The sequence below is a fragment of the Arthrobacter sp. StoSoilA2 genome (genome assembly GCF_019977195.1).
GTDB lineage: Bacteria > Actinomycetota > Actinomycetes > Actinomycetales > Micrococcaceae > Arthrobacter.
Genome location: NZ_AP024643.1, coordinates 3,333,865 through 3,353,450, shown reverse-complemented (window position 1 = coordinate 3,353,450; position 19,586 = coordinate 3,333,865). Strand labels below are relative to the sequence as shown.

The 19,586-nt window shown below is 63.4% G+C and carries 21 protein-coding genes and 1 riboswitch; of the genes, 15 read left to right on the top strand and 6 right to left on the bottom strand.

Going from position 1 to position 19,586, the window contains the following annotated elements; all coding sequences use genetic code 11:
- Nucleotides 1–62 precede the first annotated feature (62 nt).
- On the bottom strand, nt 63–1,547 hold the full coding sequence (locus tag LDN82_RS15180; RefSeq protein ID WP_224164849.1) for an RNB domain-containing ribonuclease: 1,485 nt from the start codon (nt 1,545–1,547) through the stop codon (nt 63–65).
- A 41-nt stretch (nt 1,548–1,588) separates the two neighbouring features.
- On the opposite strand from LDN82_RS15180, the gene LDN82_RS15175 reads away from it, so the two are divergent.
- Nucleotides 1,589–2,257, top strand: a complete 669-nt coding sequence (locus tag LDN82_RS15175) for a ferritin-like fold-containing protein (RefSeq protein WP_224164847.1) — start codon at nt 1,589–1,591, stop codon at nt 2,255–2,257.
- A gap of 44 nt (nt 2,258–2,301) precedes the next feature.
- On the opposite strand, the gene thiE is transcribed toward LDN82_RS15175, so the two are convergent.
- Nucleotides 2,302–2,985: a thiamine phosphate synthase gene (gene thiE / locus LDN82_RS15170; protein WP_224088180.1), complete on the bottom strand. Its 684-nt coding sequence runs from the start codon at nt 2,983–2,985 to the stop codon at nt 2,302–2,304.
- Between the two features lie 27 nt (nt 2,986–3,012).
- Nucleotides 3,013–3,130, top strand: a riboswitch (TPP riboswitch).
- On the opposite strand from thiE, the gene thiO reads away from it, so the two are divergent.
- The 4 genes from thiO (at nt 3,123) to LDN82_RS15150 (ending at nt 5,811) form a co-directional block, all read left to right on the top strand.
- Nucleotides 3,123–4,379 (top strand): glycine oxidase ThiO, encoded by a 1,257-nt coding sequence (gene thiO, locus LDN82_RS15165; RefSeq protein WP_224164845.1) that lies wholly within the window; start codon nt 3,123–3,125, stop codon nt 4,377–4,379. Its footprint overlaps the riboswitch before it by 8 nt.
- Complete coding sequence (gene thiS, locus LDN82_RS15160) at nt 4,376–4,612, top strand: sulfur carrier protein ThiS (protein ID WP_224088178.1); 237 nt, start codon at nt 4,376–4,378, stop codon at nt 4,610–4,612. Before thiO ends, thiS begins: the two co-directional genes overlap by 4 nt.
- 3 nt (nt 4,613–4,615) lie before the next feature.
- On the top strand, nt 4,616–5,413 hold the full coding sequence (locus LDN82_RS15155; RefSeq protein WP_224164843.1) for a thiazole synthase: 798 nt from the start codon (nt 4,616–4,618) through the stop codon (nt 5,411–5,413).
- 14 nt (nt 5,414–5,427) lie between these two features.
- Nucleotides 5,428–5,811: a 4a-hydroxytetrahydrobiopterin dehydratase gene (locus tag LDN82_RS15150; protein ID WP_224164841.1), complete on the top strand. Its 384-nt coding sequence runs from the start codon at nt 5,428–5,430 to the stop codon at nt 5,809–5,811.
- Nucleotides 5,812–5,876: 65 nt separating this feature from the next.
- Here LDN82_RS15150 and LDN82_RS15145 read toward each other — a convergent pair whose 3' ends face one another.
- Genes LDN82_RS15145 through LDN82_RS15135 form a run of 3 tightly spaced genes read right to left on the bottom strand, consistent with a single transcriptional unit; the run spans nt 5,877 to nt 7,224 of the window.
- On the bottom strand, nt 5,877–6,179 hold the full coding sequence (locus LDN82_RS15145; protein ID WP_224088176.1) for a hypothetical protein: 303 nt from the start codon (nt 6,177–6,179) through the stop codon (nt 5,877–5,879).
- Between the two features lie 35 nt (nt 6,180–6,214).
- A complete protein-coding gene (locus tag LDN82_RS15140; protein WP_224088175.1) occupies nt 6,215–6,439 on the bottom strand; it encodes a DUF3107 domain-containing protein in 225 nt (74 codons plus the stop codon).
- A 50-nt stretch (nt 6,440–6,489) separates the two neighbouring features.
- The gene (locus tag LDN82_RS15135; RefSeq protein WP_223946458.1) at nt 6,490–7,224 is read right to left on the bottom strand and encodes a TetR/AcrR family transcriptional regulator; all 735 of its coding nucleotides are present in this window, start codon (nt 7,222–7,224) and stop codon (nt 6,490–6,492) included.
- Nucleotides 7,225–7,230: 6 nt separating this feature from the next.
- Here LDN82_RS15135 and moeB point away from each other — a divergent pair, with 6 nt between their 5' ends.
- Together moeB and LDN82_RS15125 are read left to right on the top strand one after the other, a co-directional pair.
- Complete coding sequence (gene moeB / locus LDN82_RS15130; protein ID WP_224088174.1) at nt 7,231–8,430, top strand: molybdopterin-synthase adenylyltransferase MoeB; 1,200 nt, start codon at nt 7,231–7,233, stop codon at nt 8,428–8,430.
- Between the two features lie 40 nt (nt 8,431–8,470).
- A complete protein-coding gene (locus LDN82_RS15125) occupies nt 8,471–9,460 on the top strand; it encodes an SDR family NAD(P)-dependent oxidoreductase (RefSeq protein WP_224164839.1) in 990 nt (329 codons plus the stop codon).
- Nucleotides 9,461–9,470: 10 nt separating this feature from the next.
- On the opposite strand, the gene LDN82_RS15120 is transcribed toward LDN82_RS15125, so the two are convergent.
- Nucleotides 9,471–10,790, bottom strand: coding sequence for a glutamyl-tRNA reductase (locus LDN82_RS15120; RefSeq protein WP_224164837.1), 1,320 nt, complete (start codon nt 10,788–10,790; stop codon nt 9,471–9,473).
- 159 nt (nt 10,791–10,949) lie between these two features.
- On the opposite strand from LDN82_RS15120, the gene hemE reads away from it, so the two are divergent.
- The 8 genes from hemE to LDN82_RS15080 all read left to right on the top strand — a co-directional run bounded on the left by hemE (nt 10,950) and on the right by LDN82_RS15080 (nt 19,540).
- Nucleotides 10,950–12,077 carry a uroporphyrinogen decarboxylase gene (hemE, locus tag LDN82_RS15115; protein ID WP_224164835.1) on the top strand — a complete coding sequence of 376 codons (1,128 nt, stop codon included), beginning with the start codon at nt 10,950–10,952 and terminating at the stop codon, nt 12,075–12,077.
- A 5-nt stretch (nt 12,078–12,082) separates the two neighbouring features.
- Complete coding sequence (hemG, locus tag LDN82_RS15110) at nt 12,083–13,576, top strand: protoporphyrinogen oxidase (RefSeq protein WP_224164833.1); 1,494 nt, start codon at nt 12,083–12,085, stop codon at nt 13,574–13,576.
- Nucleotides 13,577–13,648: 72 nt separating this feature from the next.
- Complete coding sequence (gene hemQ / locus LDN82_RS15105; RefSeq protein WP_216924089.1) at nt 13,649–14,350, top strand: hydrogen peroxide-dependent heme synthase; 702 nt, start codon at nt 13,649–13,651, stop codon at nt 14,348–14,350.
- Entirely contained in the window at nt 14,347–15,570 is a 1,224-nt protein-coding gene (locus LDN82_RS15100; RefSeq protein WP_224164831.1) for a ferrochelatase, read from the top strand. Before hemQ ends, LDN82_RS15100 begins: the two co-directional genes overlap by 4 nt.
- Nucleotides 15,567–16,553, top strand: a complete 987-nt coding sequence (gene hemC, locus LDN82_RS15095; protein ID WP_224164829.1) for a hydroxymethylbilane synthase — start codon at nt 15,567–15,569, stop codon at nt 16,551–16,553. The genes LDN82_RS15100 and hemC overlap by 4 nt, the downstream gene beginning before the upstream one ends.
- A 1-nt stretch (nt 16,554) precedes the next feature.
- Nucleotides 16,555–17,448, top strand: a complete 894-nt coding sequence (locus LDN82_RS15090) for a uroporphyrinogen-III synthase (RefSeq protein ID WP_224164827.1) — start codon at nt 16,555–16,557, stop codon at nt 17,446–17,448.
- Nucleotides 17,445–18,425 (top strand): porphobilinogen synthase, encoded by a 981-nt coding sequence (gene hemB / locus LDN82_RS15085; RefSeq protein ID WP_224088163.1) that lies wholly within the window; start codon nt 17,445–17,447, stop codon nt 18,423–18,425. Before LDN82_RS15090 ends, hemB begins: the two co-directional genes overlap by 4 nt.
- Nucleotides 18,425–19,540, top strand: coding sequence for an LLM class flavin-dependent oxidoreductase (locus LDN82_RS15080; protein WP_224164825.1), 1,116 nt, complete (start codon nt 18,425–18,427; stop codon nt 19,538–19,540). The genes hemB and LDN82_RS15080 overlap by 1 nt, the downstream gene beginning before the upstream one ends.
- Nucleotides 19,541–19,586: the final 46 nt, after the last annotated feature.

The following is a 19,586-nucleotide window of genomic DNA, read 5'->3' as shown; positions in this document are numbered from 1 at the left end:
GTCAGTCTATCCTCTGGGAGCGCTAAAGCCCGGATCGGCGGCAGTTCGGGTCCTGCGGGGACTTAGGGGAGCAGCGTAAAGCGGATCTCGCGGCTGGCGATATCGGCCTTCAGGAGTTGCACCCGGACCTTGGTGCCTGATTCCATTTCGCCGTCACATCGGGCTGTCACCGCGGGTTCGGCTATCTGGATGATGCCGAACGGCCCATTGCCGTTTCCGTTTGCCCTTCCATTGCCATTGATCGTGCCATTGGACGGCTTGGAACCGGAGATGACGACCGCGTCGAACTCCTCGCCGATGTGGTTGGCCACGAGTGCAGCTTCCACTGTGTCCATGGCCAGACGCTCAAGCCGGCCGGCCAGTTGGTCGGATGAGGCCATGATCTCAGGCAGGGATGGAAGTGCTTCCCGCGCCCAGGCGGGGATCTGGTGGCCGTTGCTGAGGGCCTCGCAGATCACCAGGACAAAGCGGTCGATGAGGCGACGCAAAGGGGCAGTGGTGTGGGCATAGGGTGCGCCGATGGCTGACTGGATGATGTTGGGGGGAAGTTCGCCATCGAAAGGCGTGTATCCAGCGCCGCGGAAGAGTGTGCCTGCCGAGTGCAGGATCGCAAGTTGTTTGGGATCCGAAGCGTCAAGTGTCCGAAGGTACTCACCGTAGGTGATCTCGCCGTCCCAGGGTTTCCCGAGGGCCTTTGTCTGGCGTTTGAAATGGAGCAGTGACCGCTCATCCGGTGCCGGCATGGTGCGCAGGATGCCCACTTTTCCGTCAAGCATCAGTTGGGCGGCCGCCATCCCGGTCATGAGGGATATCTGCGCATTCCAGTCCTCCACAGGCAAGGACGGCGCGGCCACAATCCTGTAGCCTCCGCCACCTGTCGCCTGGACGATTTCCTGCTCCGGCATGTTCAGGTTGGCGCCACCGCGGAGTCGTTCCAGCTCCACCCGCTTCAGGCCAACCTCTTTGAGGAGCTCAAGGACCTCCGGGGCTGTGCCGGCATCGATCTGCTCCTGGGCACCTTTGTAACTGAGCTTCGTGCGGCTACGGACAGTGCCACGGGCCACGGACGTGGCGGTTACCTCCGCATTGCGGTCCAGTTCGAAGTCCCACACGAAGGCGCTGCAGTCCTGACCGGCCAGCAGGCTGCCGGCGTTTTCGCTGATGACCTCCGGGTGCAGCGGGATCCTCCCGTCAGGAGCGTAAAACGTTTGTCCCCGTTGCCGGGTTTCGGCATCGAGCGCCCCGCCGGGAGCAACGAAGGATGGCACGTCCGCGATTGCGTAGAGGACTTTGTAACCGTCGCCGGCACGTTCAATGAACACTGCTTGGTCCAGGTCGGTGGACGTGGCGGGATCAATGGTCACAAAGGGAATGTCCCTGAGGTCACGGTCCGGCAGCGTATGGTTTTCTACCGCTTTGCGGGCTTCCGCCACGGCTTCGGCCGGATACTCGCCCGGGAGCTCCAGTTCGGTCCGGAGGGCTGCAAATGCCGCCGCGAGCTGGTCCGACGAGTCGTCGACGTTGGGCGAAATCCGATGATGTGACACGAAAATCAGGTTAGCCCGAAATCGCTGGATAGTCTTGGACCATGAGCACTTCCTTGGACGATAATGCTCGCATCCAGCGACTCTCTTCGGAGCTGCTGGGGGCCATGGCGTACGGCGAGCTCTCCGCGTTTGGCCGGCTGTCTTTCGACTCCCGGTACGCTCCCAACCTCCATGACAGGGCAGTGCTGGCAAAGATCGCCGTCGGCGCTTACGGAAACTTCGCCTTGATCAGCAGCCGGCTCTCGGAGATGGGACTCGATGCCGAAGAAGCCATGCTTCCGTTCCAGCGCTCGTTTGACCACTTCCACGAGCGAACAAAGCCAGCGGACTGGTTTGAATCCGTCATGAAGGCCTATGTGATCGACACCGTGTCATCGGACTTCTACCGCATGGTCGCGTCATTCCTTGACGGCGGGACGCAACTCTTTGTCCAGAAGGTGGCCTCCGCCGACCAAGCCACGGAAGTTTTACGCATCCTCCTGCGAAGGGCCCTGTCTGATGACCCCCGCCTGGCGTCGCGCCTGGCTTTGTGGGGCCGCCGCCTGGTCGGTGAAGCCCTGACGCAAGCACAACGCGTAGGCATGGAACATCCCCAGCTGGGACCGCTGCTCAAGGGCGGCGGGGATGCACGCAATGCAGTCAAGGCCCTCACCGCTGAGCTGGCGGAGCGGCATGGGCGACGCATGTCCGGGCTGGGGCTCACGGCTTAGGACACTTTCGAATATCCTCCGCAGCAGCCAAGGCGCCGGGGTGGTTATCCGGCGTCGAGCGCTTCCAGCAAGGTCTTGGCCGCCGCCGTCGGGTCCTCCGCCTCAGTGATGGCACGTACCACCACGATCCGGCTGGCTCCGGCTGCAACCACCTGTTCAACATTGGTGAGGTCTATGCCGCCGATGGCGAACCAGGGGAGGAGGACGCCGCCTACGGTCTCCTCATCCGCGCGCTTTACGGCTTCCGCGGCATATGTGACCAGGTCCAGCCCAACTGCTTCACGGCCTGGCTTTGTGGGCGTTGCCCACACCGGGCCAACACAGAAATAATCCAGTCCGCTCCTGCCGGGGGAGGCAGCTATCGCGGCGTCAACCTGGTCCGGGGTATGGGTGGACAGGCCGATGACCGTGCGGTCGTGGAGGAGGTGCCGTGCAGCGCGTAACGGGATGTCTTTTTGGCCGATATGGAACACCGGAGCCCCGGAAATACTGGCAACATCGGCGCGGTCGTTGACGGCCCACAGCCTTCCGTGCCGCTGGGCAACGTTGTGCAGGACCTCCAGGACCTCAAGCTCCTCGGCGGCCTCGAGCGTCTTGTCGCGAAGCTGGATGATGTCGACGCCGCCCTCAAACGCGGCGTCGACGAAGTCTTCGAAATCGCCCTGGCGTTTGCGGGCATCAGTGCACAAGTAAAGGCGGGCAGTGGTGTGGACATCATGCTGGGTCATGGAAACCAGAGTAGTTCCTCTAAACTGGGCACGTACTGCGGGAGCCGTGACAGCGTCATATGACCGTCCGGCTGAGAGGGCTTCAGCGCCGACCGCTTGACCTGATCCGGCTAATACCGGCGTAGGGAAGGAAACATATGGCAGAATCCCGCCAAATCCCCTTGCAGGCAGACGTGGCAGTCATTGGTGGTGGCGTCATCGGCCTTGGCATCGCCCACGAAGCCCGCCGTCAGGGCCGCTCTGTGGTCCTCATTGATCCCACTCCCGCAGCGGGTGCGACGTTCGCTGCCGCCGGAATGCTGGCTCCGGTCAGTGAACTCCACTACCAGGAGGAAGACCTCCTGGAACTCATGCTGGAATCCTCCCAACTGTGGCCGGCTTTCGTCCGGAGCGTCCACGGCAGCGAATCAGCCGCCGGATACCGCACGACGTCGACAATCGCCGTTGGTGCGGACGCCGCCGACCGCCGTGCGCTGGCAGACCTCCGCACGGTCCAGCAGGCCGCGGGGCTGCGCGTGGAGCCACTGTCTTTGCGTGAAGCGCGCGAGCGCGAGCCTTTGCTCAGCCCCGGGATTTCCTGTGCCTTCGACATACCGGCCGATCACCAAGTGGATCCGCGGCGCCTTGCACGATGCCTCCTGGACGGGTTATCAGCCCACGGACCAAGTGACGCAACCTGGGTTTCCGGAGCGGAGGACGGTTTCGCCCTGCCGTTCCAAGCGTCCCGTTTGCTCTGGGACGGGGAACGCGTCTGCGGGGTCCAGCTCGATTCGGGCGCCGGGCGCGTTGTTTGGGCCTCAGAGACTGTGCTCGCCTGCGGGCTGGATGCAGCCAGGATCGGCGGTCTCCCCGAGGGTCTCAACCTGCCCCTGCGGCCCGTTTACGGCGACATTCTCAGGCTGCGCGTTCCCCAACACCTCCAGCCGCTGCTCACATCCACCATCCGGGGCATGGTCCGCGGGGTGCCGGTCTACATCGTCCCCCGCGACGACGGAACGGTGGTGATTGGAGCCACCCAGCGGGAGGACGGGTTGTCTGCGTCCAGCAACGCAGTGTCCGCCGGGGGCGTCTATCAACTCCTGCGTGACGCCCAAGTGTTGGTTCCTGCCGTGGCGGAGCTGGAACTGTTGGAAGCGACAGCCCGTGCACGGCCAGGCACACCGGACAACGCACCCCTACTTGGACGAGTTACCGGGCCCGGGGGCACCATCGACGGTCTCGTGATCGCCACCGGGTTCTTCCGCCACGGCGTTCTCTTGACGCCTGTGGCCGCCAAAATCGTAGGCGGACTGATCAGCGGCCCAGCCGACCCCCGATGGTCCATTTTCCGGCCTGATCGATTTACGGCAACTCAGGATCACCTCCTCCAACCAGCAATCAAGGACACACCATGAACATCAAACTCAACGGCTCCGAACACGCCGTGGCGGACGACGCGTCCGTGAGCACACTCGTCAGTGCCATCACAGGCCGCGCGCTGGACCACCGGGGACAGGCAGCCGACGGCGGCAAGCTGGGTGTCGCCGTCGCACGTAATTCGGAGGTTGTGCCGCGCAGCCAATGGGCAGCGACTGCGCTCGCCGATGGAGACGAACTCGAACTCGTAACCGCAGTCCAGGGAGGCTGAAAAATGACCGCAGCAAAAACTGACGTGAGCACTGACGCTTTGGTGATCGACGGCGTCGAATTCGGCTCCCGCCTGATCATGGGTACCGGTGGTGCGCCGAGCCTGGACGGGTTGGGAGCAGCCCTCCTGGCTTCAGGAACGGAATTGACCACTGTTGCGATGCGCCGATACTCACCGGCCGAGACAGGTTCATTGTTCCAGCTCCTGGTGGACCACAACATCCGGGTCCTGCCGAACACGGCTGGCTGTTTTACTGCCAAGGACGCCGTGATGACCGCGGAGCTCGCCCGGGAGGCCCTGGAGACGGACTGGGTGAAATTGGAAGTCATTGCCGATGAACACACGCTTCTTCCGGACGCGGTGGAACTCGTTGAGGCCACGGAACAGCTGGTGAACCGCGGCTTCAAGGTTTTCGCTTACACCAATGACGATCCCGTTCTGGCGCTGCGCCTGGAAAACCTGGGCGCCACAGCTGTCATGCCCCTCGGTTCGCCTATTGGAACGGGGCTGGGCATCCTGAACCCGCACAACATCGAACTGATCGTGTCCCGGGCCTCCGTACCGGTAGTGCTCGACGCCGGCATCGGGACCGCCTCCGATGCCGCGCTTGCGATGGAGCTGGGCTGCGATGCTGTCCTGCTGGCAACAGCCGTGACCCGTGCGCAGAATCCGGTGCAGATGGGCGAAGCCTTCAAACACGCGGTGATCGCCGGTAGGCTGGCCAAGCAGGCTGGCCGTATTCCGCGCCGGGAGCACGCCCTCGCGTCATCGGCCATGGAAGGCCGGGCAGAGTTCCTCTGAATGAAGGAGCCGTGGTGGCTGACAGGAAAGAGCAATTGACCCAGGTCGCCATGGAGGCCGCCCTCAAGGACCTCCCGGACTGGAAGCTCCAGGACGGCCTCGTGACCGTGTTCAAAACCTCAACGGCGGCCGACGCCTTGGCGCTCATCGCCGCCATTGGCCGGATTGCCGAGGAACAGAACCACCATCCGGATCTTGACTGGCGTTACAACAAGGTGTTCCTGCGTTACGTTTCCCATGACGCCGGGGGCCAGGTGACCCAACGCGACATCGCCGCTGCGACCGCCGTGAGCGAGGCGGCAGCGGCGTCCGGTGCCAAGGCGCAGCCGGATCGCTACCCAGCAGCCGGATCGCTACCCAGCAGCCGCGTCGCTACCCAGGGGCTTGAACGGGATTGAACGTTAAACTTCGCTGGCCATCACCCATGGGCGATGGCCAGCGAAGTTTATTGAGTGAACAGTGCCTAGAGCCTCAGGGCTTTGGTGAGGGCGGCGGTGTCATGCTGGGTGCGCTTGCGGCCCAGAAAGACCACAACGGCAATCGCGATGACCGTCCCCAACACGATGGGGAGGACCCAGGGGATCCAGGTCAGGCCGGGCTGGTAACCAAAGCCTGCCATGATGAAAGCTATCCAGCTGAGCACGCCGACGGTTGCCGAAACGCCCGCCGGCAATGCGATCCCGTACTTGCCGTGTCGCTTGTCATTTGCCCACACGATGAATCCTGTAGCGATCGTGGCAAGAACCACCACAACGAGTGAAAGCATGGAGACTCCTTAGCGGCAGCTGTAACCGGGAACCGCTAGAGTGCGCCGAAACCGACGCGGCGCACTTCCTCGGCACCAATTTCAACGTAGCCCAGCACATTGCCGGGAACGATGATCTGGCGGCCCTTCTCATCCGTGAGCCGCAGATCCGATCCCTTGGAGATGGCCTCTCCGACAATCTTGGCGACAGCATCAGCATCGAGTGCGGATTCGAGCACAATTTCACGGCCAACATTCTGAATGCCGATCTTTACTTCCACAGCAAGGCCTCCAAGCCAATCAAGTTTTAAGTCAGTCCTCTATTTGTAGCTTAGGACTCTTTGGGGAATCGACTGATTCCGCGCCAAGCTAAACGATAGATCAGATCACTGGCTACATCGAGGTCGAGGTTTCCATCGGTTTCGAGCCAGTAGCGGGCGCTGACCTGCGCCATTCCTGCCAGTCCGCGGCCAAGGAGCTGCGCCTCCAGAGGGGGCAACTTGGTGTCCTCGGCGATGACGTGGGCCACTGCGTCGGCGAACGTTTTGTTGAACGTTTCCAAGCGCGAGCTGACATCGGGGTCATTGATGAGGTCAGACTCGAAAACCAGGCGGTGGGCTTGGTCGTCGTCGGCGATGAACCTGTAGTAGGCCCGCATGACTGCCTTCACGCGCTCTTTGTTATCCGTGGTGGAGTTCAGGGCATTGAGCATCAAATCGGTCAGGGCGGCCAGGTGGCTGTCCAGCAGTGCCATGTACAGCTCGCGCTTGGAAGGGAAGTGCTGATACAGGACCGGCTTGCTCACATGTGCTGTCTCGGCAATTTCGTCCATGGCCGCACCGTGGAAGCCGTTGGATACGAAAACTTCCAAGGCGGCGTTCAGCAACTGCGCGCGGCGCTCGTCCCGGGGCAACCTTGCTGAACGCGTCGAACCAGTCCGTTCTTGCTTCGCTGGTGCTCCATCGTTTGCCCGTGTGCCGTCAGCCACAGTCTGCCGCCTTTCCTTTGCAGTTATGACCACTGTACCGGTGGGTAATATGACCGGGCGGCATCGGCAGGCATACATTGGGGTATGGCCTCAATTCTTGCTGCCCGCCCCGCGCCCGCCGTCCTGCCGCCCCTCGTTGAACCGGCCGCCGAACTAACGTCGGCCGAGGTGGAACGGTACTCCCGGCATCTCATCATTCCGGAAATCGGCGCTCTGGGCCAACGCAGGCTTAAGAATGCGAAAGTTCTTGTCATAGGTGCCGGCGGGCTGGGATCTCCGGCATTGCTGTACCTCGCCGCGGCGGGCGTTGGAACCCTGGGAATCGTCGACGACGACGACGTAGACCTCAGCAATTTGCAGCGGCAGGTCATCCACGGCGTCAGCGATGTGGGCACGCCCAAAATCGAATCTGCGCGGAAGGCCATTGCGGAGCTCAACCCTTTGGTGGATGTTGTCCTCCACAACGTCCGCCTTGACTCCTCGAATGCCCTGGAGCTGTTCGCGGATTACGATCTCATCCTGGACGGTGCGGACAACTTTGCCACCCGTTACCTGGTCAACGACGCCGCCGCGATTCTCGGCAAGCCGTACGTCTGGGGCTCCATCTTCCGCTTCGACGGGCAAGTCAGCGTCTTCTGGGCCGAGCACGGCCCCACCTATCGCGACCTCTACCCTGAAGCCCCGCCTGCCGGCTCAGTGCCTTCATGCGGTGAGGGCGGAGTCTTCGGTATGTTGTGTGCTGCCGTTGGATCCCTCATGGTGACTGAGGCAGTCAAGCTGATTACCGGCGTCGGCCGTTCCTTGCTTGGCCGGGTGGCGCTGTTCGATGCGCTTGGCGGCAGCTGGCGCGAAATCAAGGTCTCCAAGGATCCTGAAGCGGAGCCCATCACTGAACTCGTGGATTATGAGGCATTCTGTGGGGTGACTCCGGCTGCGGCCACTGACCAGGAGCACACGGTCACTGCCAAAGACCTCGCGCGGATGTTGGCCGAGCGGGAGGCGGGTGAACGCGACTTTGAACTGGTGGATGTCCGCGAGTCCGGCGAGCACAGCATCGTGAACATCGATGGATCGGTCCTTATCCCGCAGGGCAGGATTCTTTCAGGCGAGGCCTGGGTGGACTTGCCGCAGGACAAGGACATCGTGTTCCACTGCAAGGCCGGGACGCGCTCTGCTGCGGTCCTGGAGGCCGCGCAGAAGGCAGGCTACAAGCGCGTCAGCCATCTCGACGGCGGTATCCTCGCCTGGGTCCGCGACGTCGAGCCCGAAAAGCCTGTCTACTAGTCGTTGCCTGCATCGGTCCTGATCTGTGCAAAGCTCAAGCATGAGCGAAGAATCCACAGCAACGCCCCAACGCCCCATCGGCTCCGGTTTTGGGCACGGCTCAACCGCCATGGAAGTGGTAGAAGGCCTTGACCTGACGGGTAAGGCGGCAATTGTCACCGGTGGTTACTCCGGGCTTGGACTGGAGACAGTGCGGGCTTTGGCCTCGGCCGGGGCGGCGGTTACCGTTCCGGCGCGCAGGCTCGAACACGCACGGAAGGTGCTGGCAGAGGCAGGTTTGGCGGACACCGTGGAAGCGGACGCCCTGGACCTCGCCGACCAAGCGGCCGTCAAGGCGTTCTCAACGCGCTACCTGGACCAGCACGACACCCTGGACATCCTGATCAACAACGCGGCGATTATGGCAAGCCCGGAGCATCGCGTTGGGCCGGGCTGGGAGGCTCAGTTCGCCACGAACCACTTGGGGCATTACACGCTGGTCAACCTGTTGTGGCCTGCACTTGCCGCCTCCGGGAACGCGAGGGTTGTGTCCCTTTCCTCCACCGGCCACAAGCTCTCACCCATCCGCTTTGACGACATCAATTTCACGTCCGGCTATGACAAATGGCGCGCCTATGGGCAGGCCAAAACCGCGAATTCGCTCTTCGCCGTGGAGCTGGACCGCCTGGGCCGGGAATCGGGCGTCCGTGCTTTCGCGGTCCACCCCGGCGGAATCATGACCGAACTCCAACGCCACCTGCCTCAGGAAGAAATGGTGGCTGCGGGATGGATGGACGCCGAAGGAAACCTCCGTGAGGGTTTCAAGACGCCGGAGCAAGGCGCCGCGACGTCTGTCTGGGCTGCAACGTCTCCGGCTTTGGCCGGTATGGGTGGTGTCTACTGCGAGGATTGTGACATTGCCGAACCCACGGACAAGGATTCGCCCCTGGCAAGGTACAGGGGAGTCGATGCGCACGCGATTGACAGGGCAGATGCGCGGAAGTTGTGGGAACTATCGGCCGAGCTGACGGGCGTGAACGCCTTCAGCTGATTCCGGTTGGCTAGGCGCTTTCGGAGCGGAGTTGCTCGTGGTCCACGGGGCATTCTGCAGCAGCAGGAGCCTGGGGCTGCTCTACCTGGATGCCGTACAGGGCTTCCAGTGCGGCCACGTAGTCGTCCTGCTGCCCGTTGGCTGCAAGTTCGCGGGCGCGCACCGTTGGAATGTGGAGGAGTTGCTTAACCATCCGGCGGAGCGCAAATTCCACTTCTTCGGCGGCAGCGGTGCATCCGTGGCGGGCGCGGACTTTTTCCATCTCCGCATCCAGTACGTTCATGGTGTGGCGGCGCAGGGCTACGATCGCGGAGTCGACGGAGCGGGATTCGCGTTCCGCTTCGAAGGCGGACGCAGCCCCATTGACGATCTCGCTGGCATGGGACAGGGATTCTGCCTGTTCCTGGGGTGCAGCGAGACGTACGGATTCAAGCGTGAGGAGCTCGACGCCGTCGAGCTCGCCTACTGCGGGGTCGAAGTCGTGGGTGAGCGCAAGATCGATCGCGATTAGTGGCTTACCTGAATTTGCCCTGACCCGCGCAAGATCATCGGCTTCAACGCGCGTGTCCGAACCGCTGCACCCGATCATGACGTCGGCGGCGGCAACCGCCGCCGGAAGGCTGTCGGCGTCGAGCGCTGTCCCACCCCGGGTAGCGACGAAACCCTCGGCGCGGCCGGAGGAGGAGTAGACGGAAACATCGGTGCATCCGCGTTCGCGGAGCAGGGACATGGTGGCCCCGGCGTAGGCGCCCGTTCCGAAGACGACTACCTTCTTGGCAGACCAATCGTCACTGTCAGAGAGGTCCGTTGCCAGATCCAGGGCTACAGAGACGATGGAAAGGCCGCGGGAGCCGAGGGCCGTCTGGGCGCCAACGTCTTTTGCGGTCTTGGATGCAGCCTGGAAGAGGCGGACGAGTCCGGAACTTGCAGTGCCTTCCTGCTGCGCGGTGATCAGGGCCCGGCGGACCTGGCCCGCTATTTCGCGTTCGCCCACCACCGCAGAGTCCAGGCCGGCGCTTACAGCGAAGAGGTGCCGGGTGACGTCAGGTCCCGTGTGCGTGCTGAAGGAGCGGGAGACGAGTTGTTCGCTGAGGCCACTCAATTCGCTGATCTGGGAGACAAGGGCCGATCGGGCAGCTTCGAGGCCTGCTCCGTTGGCTGTTTCGCCGTAGATCTCATAGCGGTTGCAGGTTGCCAGGACGACGGCACCGGAGACCAGCGGGGATCCGGAGAGGGCCGAAGAGGCAAGCTCAGAGGAACCGTTGCTCAGCTGAGCAACGGTTTCGAGGTCGATGTCGGCGTGTGTAGCCACCAATGAGAAAAGAACCACAGCACCCCAATCATAGCTTTTTCGCAGGCCGGTAGAACAATGCGGCGCAGTGGGAATTCACACGCGGTTACGTGATCCCCGCCACGCCACCGGTTGGAGGGGTGGGACGTGACAGCCTGTCGTTATCTTTTGGCCGGGATTTTCGGCACAATCAAAGGCATGACTTCTAGCGCGGCAGCATCCAATAATACGGCCACCAACGCCACTGCAGGCGAACCTGCCGGCAAACTTGGCGCGGATCACCCGTTGATGGACGGCCGTACGTCGGACTCCCCGCTCATCACCGCCTACCGGGGCGGCAAGCCCTCGCGCAGGCCGGTGTGGTTCATGCGCCAGGCCGGCCGCTCCCTGCCGGAATACCTGAAGGTCCGCGAGGGCGTTGCCATGCTGGACTCGTGCCTGCGTCCCGAGCTGGCCGCGGAGATCACCCTGCAGCCGGTTCGCCGCCATGATGTGGATGCAGCCATCTTCTTCTCCGACATCGTTATCCCTCTGAAGCTCGCAGGCGTTGGCGTGGACATCGTTCCGGGCGTGGGTCCGGTCCTGGACAAGCCGGTCCGGACGGCCGCCGATGTCGCCGCCCTCCCCAAGCTGACGTGGGAAGCACTTGAGCCCATCCGCGAAGCCGTCCGCCTGACGGTTGCGGAACTGGGCAAGACTCCACTCATCGGGTTCGCCGGTGCGCCGTTCACGCTCGCCGCGTACATGGTCGAGGGGAAGCCTTCGCGGGACCACCTCGGCCCCCGGACCATGATGCACGCGGACCCCGAAACCTGGACCGCCCTCGCCAGCTGGGCAGCGGATGCTTCCGGAATGTTCCTTCAGGCACAGCTTGAGGCCGGGGCGTCAGCCGGACAGCTCTTTGACTCCTGGGCCGGCTCCTTGGGCCTGGCTGATTACACCAAGTACGTCGCTCCTGCGTCAGCGCGGGCGCTGGATCATGTGCGCGGGCTGGGTGCTCCGCTGGTGCATTTCGGTACCGGCACGTCGGAGCTCCTTGTCGCCATGCGCGACGTCGGCGTGGACGTTGTTGGGGTGGACTACAGGCTGCCACTGGATGAGGCCAACCGCCGCCTGGGTGGCACGGTGCCGCTCCAGGGCAACATCGATCCCGCCCTCCTCCCGGCTCCGTGGGAGGTCCTGGAGGCGCATGTCCGCGAAGTCATAGCCGCGGGCTCGCACGCTCCAGGCCACGTCCTGAACCTGGGCCACGGCGTGCCCCCGGAGACGGACCCGGCTGTCCTGACGCGGGTTGTGGAGCTCATCCACTCGATCCCGGCAGAGTAGGACGCATGCGCGGGGGACACGTCCATGGCAAGGCGAAGGAAGCAGCCACAACGCAACCATCGCCTGGGCCTACCGCTGTTGTGATCGGTGGCGGCATTTCCGGCCTTCTGGCTGCGAGGGAACTGGCCATGGCGGGTACCTCGGTGACGATCCTTGAGGCGGGCGAAGCCTGGGGTGGTTGCGTCGGAAGGCACGAGGTAGCCGGCCTGTCATTGGACAGCGGGGCCGAGTCCTTTGCTACGCGGTCCACGGCCGTGGCCGATCTGGCGCGCGAACTCGGGCTGGAGGGCCAGATCGTTTCCCCGCACCCTGGCGGCGCCTGGGTGCAGCTACCGAATGGACCGCAGGAGCTGCCCAAGACAGGAATTCTTGGTATCCCGGCCAATCCTTGGGACCCCGAGGTCAGGCGCTCGCTTGGCCTCTCCGGCGCCCTGCGTGCATCCCTGGACCGCTGGCTGCCCGCTTCGATTGGCACAACATCCGAGGTCACAAGCGTGTCCTCACTGGTCCGCGCCCGCATGGGGAAGAAGGTCCTGGAACGGCTGGTTGCTCCTGTGGTGGGCGGTGTGCACTCCGCCGATCCCGGGCTCTTGGACGTCGATATGGTGGCTCCGGGCCTCCGCTCCGGCCTGAAGAAACACGGGTCCCTGGCTGCGGCTGTTGCTGCGCAGCGCAAGGCAGCCCCCGGCCCAGGTTCCGGGTCCGCCAAGGCGGGTTCCGCCGTCGCGGGTTTGAAGGGCGGCATGAACACACTGGTCACGGCGCTGGTTAACGACCTGCGCCGGCGGGGCGTGGACATGCTGAGTGGAAAGAGCGCTGACACCGTTTCGAAAACCGCCACGGGGTGGCGGGTCGCCGCCGGAGAAACCACGTACGACGCCGGCCGGCTGGTAGTAGCGCTGGACGGTCCCGCTGCCGTGGGGCTCCTGGAAAGGGCTTTACCGGAACTGTCCGGCCTGCGCCCCGCGCCCGGACCCTTGGTGAGCTTGGTGACACTGGTTGTTGATCTTCCCGAACTGGACGGACGGCCCCGCGGCACCGGAATCCTGGTGGCCCCCCAGACCCCGGGTATCCGGGCGAAGGCACTGACGCACGCCACTGCCAAATGGGATTGGCTGGCAGAGGAGGCCGGGCCGGGAACGCACGTCCTGCGCCTTTCCTATGGCCGCCGTGAGGACGCCGATGGAGGAGTGCCGGATGTTGTCATGGACGATGAAGAGTTGCTGGCTGCAGCACTTGATGATGCTTCCGCATTGTTGACGGTGCCCGTTACGCGCGCAGACATTGTCGATTGGGATGTGGTGCGCTGGGCAGGCGCCCTGCCGTTTGCCGCCGTCGGTCATAAACAGCGCGTAGCCCGGGTGCGGGAACTGTGCGCCGCAGCCGATGGCCTAATGGTCGTTGGTGGCTGGTTGGCAGGTAATGGCCTTGCCGCCGTGGTAGCGGATACCCGCTCGCAGCTCGCCCAGGGCATCGGCGATATTCGCCCCATTTCGTGATTTATGTCACTTCTACGCCTTGTAGAAGTGATCCGTTTCGACTTAGTGGCTGGCACGGGGCAAACTTGAACCATGAGCCACACTTCTGCCGAATCTGTCACTAAAACTGCTGGAACCGAAGAGCAGTTCTTTACGCTCTGGACCGTCTTCAAACGCTCGGCCGATGTCCTGCGCAGCGGCGATGCTGCCCAGGAATTCGAAGCCCTTGAAGGGAAGCTCGCCGAAGAAGGCGTGACCCTGCGGGGCAGTTACGACGTTTCGGCCATGCGCTCGGATGCCGACATCATGGTGTGGCTCCACGGATCCAAGCCGGAAGACCTCCAGTCAGCCGTCCGTTCCATTCGCCGCAGCAAGCTCTTCGCCGGCACTGAGATCGTCTGGTCCGCCATGGGCGTCCACAGGGAAGCCGAGTTTGCCAAGAGCCACGTTCCGGCCTACGCCCGGGGCGTTGAGCCCAGCACCTGGCTGTGCGTCTACCCGTTCGTCCGCTCCTACGAGTGGTACCTGCTTCCCGCGGAAGAACGCGGAAAGATGCTGCGTGACCATGGAATGCTGGGCCGGGAGTTCCCGCAGGTCATCTCCAACACTGTTTCCTCGTTCGCGCTGGGTGACTGGGAATGGATCCTGGGCCTGGAGGCACCTGAACTCGTTGACCTCGTTGACCTCATGCGCCACCTGCGCGCAACCGACGCCCGCAACCATGTCCGCGAAGAAATTCCGTTCTACACCGGCCGCCGCGTGACTGCTGCCGAGATTGCAGAGGTCCTCGCATGAGTGGCCTTGCCGTCTCCACCACCCCCAACGAAGTCACCGGGCGTGGCCGTCAGGAAGCAAAGCAGTACGATGCCGTGCTTCTTGCATCCTTTGGTGGTCCTGAAGGCCAGGAAGATGTCATTCCCTTCCTTCGCAACGTCACCCGGGGCCGTGGCATCCCGGATGAGCGTCTTGAAGAGGTCTCACACCACTACCGCGCGTTTGGGGGCATCAGCCCCATCAACCAGCAGAACCGCGAACTGAAGGCCGCAATCGAGGCCGAGTTGGCCAAACGCGGCATCGAGCTTCCGGTCCTGTGGGGTAACCGGAACTGGGACCCGTACATCGCTCCGGTTCTGCAGGACGCCTACGACGCCGGCCACCGCCGCATCCTGATGCTCACCACCAGCATCTACTCCTGCTACTCCAGCTGCCGCCAGTACCGTGAAGACATTGGCATCGCCCTGACCGAAACAGGACTGGACGGCAAGCTCGAGGTGGACAAGATCCGCCAGTACTTCGACCACCCCGGTGTTGTCCAGCCCTTCCTTGAGGGGACCGCCGCCGGGCTGGAAGAGATCCGCGGCAAGTTGGCAGCCGCCGGTGAATCCGATCCCGATTCAAAAATCCGGGTCTTGTTTGCTACCCACTCCATCCCCACGCGCGACGCCGAAGCAGCCGGCCGGTCCGAGGACGAGCCGCGCGAATTCGCAGAGGGATCTGCCTACGCAGCACAGCATCTGGCAAACGCCCAGGCCATCATGGATGCCGTTGCCCCGAACGTGGCCTGGGACCTCGTGTACCAATCACGCTCCGGCGCGCCGCACATTCCTTGGCTGGAACCGGACATCAACGATCACCTCGAAGAAATCGCCCCCGAAGGCGTACGCGGCGTCGTGATCGTTCCCCTTGGCTTTGTCAGTGACCATATGGAGGTTGCCTGGGACCTGGACACCGAGGCCCTGGAGACCTGCAGGAACCTGGAGATGGAAGCCACCCGCGTCCCCACCCCGGGAACGCACGCTACCTTTGTTTCCGGGCTGGTTGACCTGATCTGTGAACGCACGGTGGATAACAACATCGCCGATCGCCCCCACGTGACGGACCTTGGTCCTTGGTACGACGTCTGCCGCCCCAATTGCTGCGAAAACTTCCGGGGAGCAAAGCCGGCTATTGCCGAGGTCGGTTCCACTATCGGTGTTGGCCATGACGCTTACTCCTCCACGGAGGCCAGCAAGTGACCATTCGCATTGGCACCCGGGCCAGCAAGCTCGCGCTGACCCAGACCCAGCAGACGGCCGATCAGCTGGCGGCTGTTGGTGGCTTCCCGGTGGAGCTGGTGCACATCAAGACCGAGGGCGACGTCAAGACCGGCTCGCTGTCGCAGATGGGTGGCACGGGTGTCTTCGTGGCGGCCCTGCGGGATGCCTTGCTTGCTGAAACCTGCGATGTCGCTGTCCATTCTTTGAAGGATCTGCCCACGGGGGCTGCAGTTGGACTGAGCATCGCCGCTACCCCCAAGCGCGTGGATGTCAGGGATGTCCTGTGTGCACGGGATGGACTAACCCTTGCCGAATTGCCCGGTGGTGCCAAGGTAGGTACGGGTTCACCTCGTCGTGCTGCACAGCTAAGGGCGGCCCGGCCTGACATTGAGGTGCTGGATATCCGTGGCAACGTGGACACGCGCCTGGGACGCGTCCCCGGGCTTCCCGGCAACGTCACCGACGAAGTTGTTCCCGGCAAGTCCTGCGACCTGGACGCCGTAGTGCTCGCTGCGGCCGGGCTTGAACGGATGGGCCGGCTGGACACTGTGAGCGAGTTCTTCGAGACGGATGTCATGTTGCCTGCCCCGGGCCAAGGCGCGCTAGCCATCGAATGCCGTACGGAGGACGCCCCGCAGTTGGAAGGCTCCCAAGGCGTGCTCGCCCAGGCTCTCGCCGCATTAAACGACGCCGACACCCGGCTTGCCGTGACAGCCGAACGTGCCGTCCTGGCCCGGCTCGAAGCTGGTTGCGCCGCGCCGGTAGGCGCCTACGCCTTCCGCAAGGGCAGCATGCTGCATCTTGAAGCCGTTGTCTGCGCCGTTGACGGCACCAAGACCGTGCGCGAGAAGAAGGCCACCGATGGGCTGACCGAAGTAGGGGCGACGTTGCTCGGCATCGAAGTTGCGGAGCTCCTGCTCGCTGCCGGTGCCGCGGAGATCGCGGACCTTGCAGCGTCCTGATGTGACTCAAACATCGGCTTTGGCCGGTCGGCGGGTCCTGATTACCAGGAGCGCCGACCGTGCCCGGCCACTTGCTTCGCTCCTGCTCACGCTCGGAGCGGAGCCCTTGGTGCTTCCCCTCATCGATTTCGAACGGGCGGAGGACCAGGCTTCCCTCAACGCCGCCCTGGATCAGCTCGCCGCTGGATATTTTGACTGGATGGTGGTCAGCAGCATCACCACCGTGCGCGTCCTGCTCGAAAAGGCTGCCGAGCGTGGCACGTTTCCGGCAAACCTCGTGCCATCACGGACGCGGGTGGCAACGATCGGTCCATCGTCACAGCGGATCCTGGAAGCTATCGGCCTGACCGTCTCACTGGCACCCACGGACCTTCAATCTGCCGAAGGCCTCGTCACCCTATGGGAACCGGAACCTGCACGGGTTCTCCTCCCGCAAGCCGATATCGCGGGCCCCGGCCTGCGGGACGGATTGGCCTCCAAGGGCGCAGAGGTAACATCGGTGACCGCCTATCACACGGTGGACTACCCGGCCCGGACGGGACTGCGCCTGGAAGCGGAACTACCCGCCGTCGTCGTGCATTCCGGCAGTGCTGCCTCCGGCACTGCCGGTTCCCGTACCGGACAGCCGCAGGAAATGACTCCCTCGGAAGCTCGTGCGGCCATTGACGCCGGGATGCTCGACGCCGTTGTGGCCGCTTCCCCGAGCGCCGCGCGACGTATTGCGGAGACCCTTCTGCCCTTGGGCGGGTGCCGCTTCATAGCCATTGGGCGTCCGACGGCGGAAGAGGCCACCCACCTCGGAATCACCGTCGCAGCCACCGCCAAAGAACCTACCCCGGACGGCATCGCGGCCGCCTTGGAAACAGTATTCGTCAACGAAGGGAACCCCAGATGAGCTTTCCGAACCACCGTCCCCGCCGCTTGCGCACCACCCCGGCGATGCGCAGGCTCACGGCAGAAACACGTCTGGCCCCCGCAGACCTCATACTTCCGGCCTTCATCCGTGAAGGCCTCAGCGAGCCCAGCCCGATCAGTTCAATGCCCGGCGTAGTCCAGCACACCACCGACACACTCAAGCGGGCGGCTGCGGAAGCCGTGGAACTTGGCGTGGGCGGCATGATGCTGTTCGGCGTACCAGAGGTCCGGGACGCACGGGGCACCGCATCCTTGGACCCGGAAGGAGTCCTGAACAAGGCCATCCGGGACGTCAAGGCCGAGGTGGGCGATGACCTCGTGATCATGGGCGATGTATGCCTTGACGAATTCACTGACCACGGACATTGCGGCGTTCTGGATGCCGAAGGATACGTGGACAACGATGCCACTTTGGAGATCTACGGCCAGATGGCGGTTGCCCAGGCCGAGGCGGGCGCCCATGTGTTGGGACCTTCGGGCATGATGGACGGACAAATCGCCGTCATCCGCCAGGCGTTGGAGGATTCGGGCCACAAGAACACCGTTGTCCTGGCCTATGCCGCCAAGTACGCCTCAGCTTTCTACGGTCCGTTCCGTGAAGCCGTGGACTCCCAGCTGAAGGGTGATCGGCGGACCTACCAAATGGATGCAGCCAACCGTCGCGAAGCCATTCTCGAAGTTGAATTGGACCTTGAAGAAGGCGCCGACATGGTCATGGTCAAGCCGGCCATGAGTTACCTCGACATCCTCGCGGATATTGCTGCCATGAGCCCCGTACCCGTCTCGGCCTACCAAATCTCCGGGGAGTACGCCATGATCGAAGCCGCCGCTGCCAACGGCTGGATCGATCGGCGGGGCGCCATCACCGAGTCGGTGCTGGGCATCAAAAGGGCCGGAGCCGATACCGTCCTGACCTACTGGGCCTCCGAACTGGCAGGCTGGCTGAAGGAGTCCTGATGACCGCAGTGCCTTCCGAACCGGGATTTCCGTCTGCATCCAGGGCTGAATCCGACCCCACCGCACCGGTGGGCGCCGCCGAAATCCTGCTCGGCCTGAACACCTTCGGGGACGCGGGCCTCGATGCCGACGGCAATCCCAAGGAGCACGCCCAGGTCCTGCGGGAGTTGCTTGAGGAAGCAAAGCTGGCTGACGCCCTGGGCATCCATGCTTTTGGCGTGGGAGAGCATCACCGCCGCGATTTTGCTGTATCTGCTCCCGAGGTCTTCCTCGCGGCAGCTGCCGCAGTGACATCCCGGATCCGGCTCGGATCGGCCGTGACGGTACTTAGTTCGGATGATCCGATCCGGGTCTTCCAACGTTTCGCCACCGTTGACGCAATCTCCAACGGCCGGGCGGAGGTCATGTTGGGCAGGGGCTCATTCATTGAGTCCTTCCCGTTGTTCGGACTGGACCTGGCGGACTACGACGTCCTGTTCGAAGAAAAGCTTGAGCTGTTTGACAAAGTGCGGGCCCAAAAGCCGGTTCATTGGGAAGGGCGCACCCGCCCCAACGTGAACGGACTCCAGGTCTACCCGCGTTTGCAGCACCATTTGCTGCCGGCATGGATAGGCGTGGGCGGTACACCTGAATCCGTGTTGCGGTGCGCGGAATATGGCTATCCGATTATCTTCGCGATCATCGGGGGAGAGCCCCGCCGTTTCGCTCCGTTGGTAAATCTTTATCGCGACGCAATGGCCAAATACGGTCACTCCATGCGACAGATCGCAACGCACTCGCCCGGCTTCATTGCAGACACTGACCAGCATGCCCGGGAAGAACTGTTTCCGCATTGGCTGGAGCAGCGCAACAGAATCGGGGCAGAGCGCGGCTGGGGTCCGGGAAACCGCGGGGAATTCGACGCAATGTGCGGCCCGGAGGGCGCTCTCTATGTGGGTTCTCCCGAGACGGTGGCCCGCAAAATCGTCCTGCTCAAGCGCAACCTCGGCGTGGACCGCTTCGACCTCAAATACAGCAACGGCACCCTCCCGCACGGATCCATGATGCGTTGCATCGAGTTGTACGGCACTGAAGTGGCCCCACGGGTCGCGGAGCTGCTGGCGGACGCCTCATAGCTGCGATGCTGAATCACCGAAAGACGCTTCTGAATGACTGAAAGAA

Coding starts and splice junctions, on each gene's coding strand:
- LDN82_RS15175 (WP_224164847.1), top strand. CDS start 1,589: ATGAGCACTTCCTTGGACGATAATGCTCGCATCCAGCGACTCTCTTCG.
- thiE (WP_224088180.1), bottom strand. CDS start 2,985: ATGACCCAGCATGATGTCCACACCACTGCCCGCCTTTACTTGTGCACT.
- thiO (WP_224164845.1), top strand. CDS start 3,123: ATGGCAGAATCCCGCCAAATCCCCTTGCAGGCAGACGTGGCAGTCATT.
- thiS (WP_224088178.1), top strand. CDS start 4,376: ATGAACATCAAACTCAACGGCTCCGAACACGCCGTGGCGGACGACGCG.
- LDN82_RS15155 (WP_224164843.1), top strand. CDS start 4,616: ATGACCGCAGCAAAAACTGACGTGAGCACTGACGCTTTGGTGATCGAC.
- LDN82_RS15145 (WP_224088176.1), bottom strand. CDS start 6,179: ATGCTTTCACTCGTTGTGGTGGTTCTTGCCACGATCGCTACAGGATTC.
- LDN82_RS15135 (WP_223946458.1), bottom strand. CDS start 7,224: ATGTATGCCTGCCGATGCCGCCCGGTCATATTACCCACCGGTACAGTG.
- moeB (WP_224088174.1), top strand. CDS start 7,231: ATGGCCTCAATTCTTGCTGCCCGCCCCGCGCCCGCCGTCCTGCCGCCC.
- LDN82_RS15125 (WP_224164839.1), top strand. CDS start 8,471: ATGAGCGAAGAATCCACAGCAACGCCCCAACGCCCCATCGGCTCCGGT.
- hemE (WP_224164835.1), top strand. CDS start 10,950: ATGACTTCTAGCGCGGCAGCATCCAATAATACGGCCACCAACGCCACT.
- hemG (WP_224164833.1), top strand. CDS start 12,083: ATGCGCGGGGGACACGTCCATGGCAAGGCGAAGGAAGCAGCCACAACG.
- hemQ (WP_216924089.1), top strand. CDS start 13,649: ATGAGCCACACTTCTGCCGAATCTGTCACTAAAACTGCTGGAACCGAA.
- LDN82_RS15100 (WP_224164831.1), top strand. CDS start 14,347: ATGAGTGGCCTTGCCGTCTCCACCACCCCCAACGAAGTCACCGGGCGT.
- hemB (WP_224088163.1), top strand. CDS start 17,445: ATGAGCTTTCCGAACCACCGTCCCCGCCGCTTGCGCACCACCCCGGCG.
- LDN82_RS15080 (WP_224164825.1), top strand. CDS start 18,425: ATGACCGCAGTGCCTTCCGAACCGGGATTTCCGTCTGCATCCAGGGCT.